Genomic DNA, 4,373 nt, shown 5'->3' with positions numbered 1-4,373 from the left:
CAGCCCATCTTGAGATAGGTGGTCACCTTGAAGTGGTGTCGGCGCCCGAGCAGGTCCAGCGCGGTCAGCCAGTGCTCGGCGTGCGAGCCGCCGGCGAGCGCGATGGTCCGGGTGGCGTTCTTGTCGCCGTAGCTGCACTTGATCACGTCGGTGTTCTTGAAGTCACTGATGCAGCCGTCGCGGGTGGACGGCGGGTAGTCGGTCTGGGCTTCCAGCACCGTGGGCCGCATGCGCAGGCTGGGCACCCGCACGTGTTTGACCAGGGCTCGTGCGCCCGGGTAGTCGCTGGAGCTCAGGCCGCTGAGCTCCTTGCCGCTGGCCCGCTCGACGTTGACGTGCTCCCGCCAGGTGAACGCCGTTGCGGTGAGCGTCACGCCGAGCAGCCCGACGACCGAGCCCAGCACTATCGTCGGGCGACGCAGCCGGGTCCGCCAGGGCACCACCGGTGTCGCCGGTGCTGCGACGCCGGCCGCTCGGCGCAGCCGTAGTGGCTCTTCGATGTACCGGTTCGTCCAATAGGCCAGCACGCCGGAGATCAGCAGGACGGCGGTGCCCTCGACGAAGTTGGCGTGCGCGTGACCGGTGTAGGCGAGCCAGAAGATCAGCAGCGGCCAATGCCACAGGTATAGCGAGTAGGCCATCGCGCCGAGCCGCACCAGCGGCGCCGTCGCCATCAGCCGGTTGGGCAGCGGCAGGTTGTCAGGAGTCGTCGGGTCGGCTTGCAGGTTGGCGCCGGCCAGGATGAACAGCAGGGCAGCCCCGACGGGGACCAGCGCCCACGGGCCGGGGAATTGCTTGACGCCGTCGATGAGTGCGCCGCAGGACAGCACCGCGGCCAGCGCGATGGTGGCGGCCGCCGTGCGCAGCCACATCGGCCACCGGACGTAGGGGACCAGCGCACCGACGAGCGCCCCCAGCAACAGCTCCCACGCCCGCGCGAAGCTGTTGTAGTACGCCGTTGCCTGGCTGGCCTGGTGCGCAAAAATCGCATAGCCGAACGACGCCACGGTCAGTGCGGTGAGCAGCACCACGAATGCCGTCCGCAGTCGATCGCCGAGCCGGCGTCGGAGCAGGACCGCGAAACCGAAGACCAGCGCCAGGAACGAGATATAGAACTGGCCCTGCACCGACATCGACCAGATGTGCTGCAGAGGGCTGACCGATTCCCCGGCCCGCAGGTAGTCGGCGACCGTGTTGGCCAGCTCCCAGTTCTGGTAGTAACCGAGGCTGGCGAGACTCTGGTCGGCGAAGGTCTCCCACCGCGTCTCCGGCTGAATCAGGATGGTGAGCGCCGCGCACCCGGCCAGCACCACCACCAGGGCCGGTAGCAATCGGCGGACCAACCTGACCACCTCGGGTAACGGCGACAGCGACGACGCCGGCTTGAGCGCCGTGCGAAGCAATTTTCCGCCGAAGAAGAAACCGGAAAGAGCCAGGAAGACGTCCACGCCACCGGAGACCCGACCGAACCAGACGTGGAACATCGCGACGAGCGCGATGGCGATGCCGCGCAGCCCGTCGAGGTCGTGGCGGTAGAAGCCTGCCCGGTTTTCCGGCGCGGGCTGCACGGAAGGCGCAACGCCGGCGTCGGCCGAGCCGGTCGGGGAGATCGTCATGATTGACAGACAATCTACCTAACCCGCCGGCCGACGCGCGTGCGCGAAAACCGCTCTGTGAGCTGTCCGGTCAGGACTCCAGGATGCGAGTCAGGTACGGAACCATCCCGCTGGTGCGTGCCGGAGTGACCGTGACCGCGGGCTCGGTGGCCTCGATCATCTGGTTGTTGCCCAGGTACATCGCGACGCTCTGCGTGCCGCCCGGGCCGTAGCAGAGCAGGTCGCCGGGGCGTGCCTGTGACGGCGCGACTTTGCGGCCGACGTTGCACTGCTCGGCCGAGGTGCGCGGCATCTTCACCCCGGCGCCGGCGTAGGCGTACTGAATCAGGCCGGAGGCGTCGAAGCCGACGATGTTGGCTTTCAGTCCGGTGCCGCGGGTGGGGCCCGCGGCGTTGCCGCCGCCGTAGAGGAACGGCACGTTGCGCTGAGAAAGCGCGCGCTGGATCGCGTAGCTGGTCGACTGCTGGTAGCCCACGAGCGTCGGGCCAGTGGGGTCAGCGCTTGCGATGTGGGGGTTGACCATCGGCAGCAGCAATAGCAGGGCCAGGCTGGACGGGACGGCGAAGCTGCGTCTCATGTTGATCACCTCTCTGTGGCTTCGGCGCGGTGACTGCACGCCTCTGCCGCCATTCCCGATTCACCCCAGAGGCCCATGCGCCGGCCCGCCCCGTTGGAGGCCGCACGCCGCCACCCCGTAAATCAGCGCGGGCTGGGATCCATGCCCCGTCGGTGAACCGCTGAATTCACAACAGTCACTACGGACACTGTGGCAACAAATGCCCGTCGGAGCCACTGCGCAGACCCGCTGAGCGGGATTATTTGTCGTAACGTGACCGAACGGTGATCGCTGGCGGGCCGGAGCCTCAAACCTGTGCGGACCGTTGTGATTTCGCTCTCACTCAGGGGCGTCGACGATGTTCGGGTCTTCGTGCCAATACTTGCTGCTGAAGTCGGTCAGCGCTGAGCCGGCCACGGAGGCGAACAGCACCAGGGCAATCGCCAAAGCCGGCCAAAAGGACAGATACCAACCCTTCAACAGCGACACCAGCGGCCCGAGCAGTGCCGCTGCGACCGCGGCGCCGATGCCACCGAACACCACCGGGTAGATGTAGAAATCCACGCCCAAAGGCGCGGGCGGGCAATCTCCGGTGCAGACGTCCTTGAGGAAGCCGAAAAGCCTGGAATACCAATCGGTCCCGAAGGCGATGACCGCCAGGAGCGCGAGCAACGCCAGCGCCGAGGACACGTCCCACGGGATCAGCCGCAGCCGCAGCACCCGCGGCGGGGAGTCTTCGTGGTGGCTGGGGGACGGGTCATCGAACTGCTGCGGCGAGGCCATGGTGGCCTCAATGCTGCCGGATGCCCGGCATTTCTGCGAGTGAACGCTGACGCGCCGGGCACGGGAGCGACTGCTTTACCCTCGTTCTCTATGACTTCTGCGGCCGCAGGGACGTCTGGGCTCACGCCCGCACAGATCAGCGCGATCGACGCGGCCCACCTGTGGCATCCCTACAGCACGATCGGGGCCGAGGCGCTGCCCCCGGTGGTGGCGGTCGGCGCCCGCGGCGCCTGGCTCACACTCGTCCGCGACGGCAGCCAGGTTCAGGCGCTCGATGCGATGAGCTCCTGGTGGACGGCCATCCACGGTCACGGCCACCCCGTGCTGGACGCGGCGATGACCAGCCAGCTGGCCACCATGAACCACGTCATGTTCGGCGGTCTCACCCACGAACCCGCCGCCCGATTGGCGCAGCTTCTCGTCGAGATCACCCCGGACGGTCTGGAAACCGTGTTCTTCAGCGACTCCGGATCCGTATCGGTCGAGGTCGCGGTCAAGATGGCGCTGCAGTACTGGCGCGGCCGTGGCCTACCCGGCAAGCGTCGGCTGATGACCTGGCGCGGGGGATACCACGGCGACACCTTCACGCCGATGAGCATCTGCGACCCCGAGGGCGGCATGCACTCCCTGTGGACCGATGTCCTGGCTGACCAGGTTTTCGCTCCTCAGGTACCCCGCGACTACGACCCCGCTTACAGCGCGGCGTTCGAGGCGCAGCTGGCCGGGCACGCGGCCGAACTGGCCGCCGTGGTCGTCGAGCCGGTGGTCCAGGGCGCCGGCGGGATGCGGTTCCACGACCCGCGCTATCTGACCGATCTTCGGGATATCTGCCGACGGCACGACGTGCTGCTGGTCTTCGACGAGATCGCCACCGGATTCGGTCGTACCGGCGAATTGTTCGCCGCCGACCATGCCGGCGTCAGCCCCGACATCATGTGCGTCGGCAAGGCGCTGACCGGCGGCTACCTGAGTCTGGCCGCGACGTTGTGTTCCACCGAGGTCGCGCACACGATCAGCTCCGGTGAAGCCGGGGCACTGATGCACGGGCCGACGTTCATGGCCAACCCGCTGGCGTGCGCGGTCTCGGTGGCCGCCGTGGAGTTGCTGCTCGGCCAGGACTGGCGATCGGTGGTCGCCGAGATCGGTGCGGGGCTGACGGCCGGGCTCGAGCCGGCGCGGACATTGCCGGGGGTGGCCGATGTCCGGGTGTGCGGCGCGATCGGCGTCATCGAATGTGACTGTCCGGTCGATCTGACTATGGCCACACCAGCGGCGCTGGATCGCGGCGTCTGGCTGCGGCCGTTCCGCAACTTGGTGTACGCCATGCCGCCGTTCATCTGCACGCCCGGCGAGATCGCGCAGGTCACCTCCACGATGGTGGAGGTCGCTCGTCTGAACGGTTCTCGTAGGATTTAGCG

At 67.7% G+C, this 4,373-nt stretch carries 3 protein-coding genes and 1 pseudogene; 1 reads left to right on the top strand and 3 read right to left on the bottom strand.

Annotation, left to right across the window (positions count from 1 at the left end; genetic code table 11):
• From WAN02_RS20200 to WAN02_RS20190, 3 genes and pseudogenes are all read right to left on the bottom strand, one after another.
• Positions 1-1,616: acyltransferase family protein (locus WAN02_RS20200; RefSeq protein ID WP_422266006.1), on the bottom strand; the 1,616-nt coding region annotated here is incomplete at its 3' end.
• 79 nt (positions 1,617-1,695) lie between these two features.
• Positions 1,696-2,193, bottom strand: a pseudogene (gene ripD / locus WAN02_RS20195) (NlpC/P60 family peptidoglycan-binding protein RipD); the annotation flags it as partial.
• Positions 2,194-2,511: 318 nt separating this feature from the next.
• The gene (locus tag WAN02_RS20190; RefSeq protein WP_422266005.1) at positions 2,512-2,955 is read right to left on the bottom strand and encodes a hypothetical protein; all 444 of its coding nucleotides are present in this window, start codon (positions 2,953-2,955) and stop codon (positions 2,512-2,514) included.
• A 90-nt stretch (positions 2,956-3,045) separates the two neighbouring features.
• Here WAN02_RS20190 and WAN02_RS20185 point away from each other — a divergent pair, with 90 nt between their 5' ends.
• On the top strand, positions 3,046-4,371 hold the full coding sequence (locus WAN02_RS20185; RefSeq protein ID WP_422266004.1) for an adenosylmethionine--8-amino-7-oxononanoate transaminase: 1,326 nt from the start codon (positions 3,046-3,048) through the stop codon (positions 4,369-4,371).
• Positions 4,372-4,373: the final 2 nt, after the last annotated feature.

Source organism: Mycobacterium sp. (genome assembly GCF_049281135.1).
Taxonomy (GTDB): Bacteria; Actinomycetota; Actinomycetes; order Mycobacteriales; family Mycobacteriaceae; genus Mycobacterium.
This window is presented reverse-complemented; position numbering and strand designations above follow the sequence as displayed.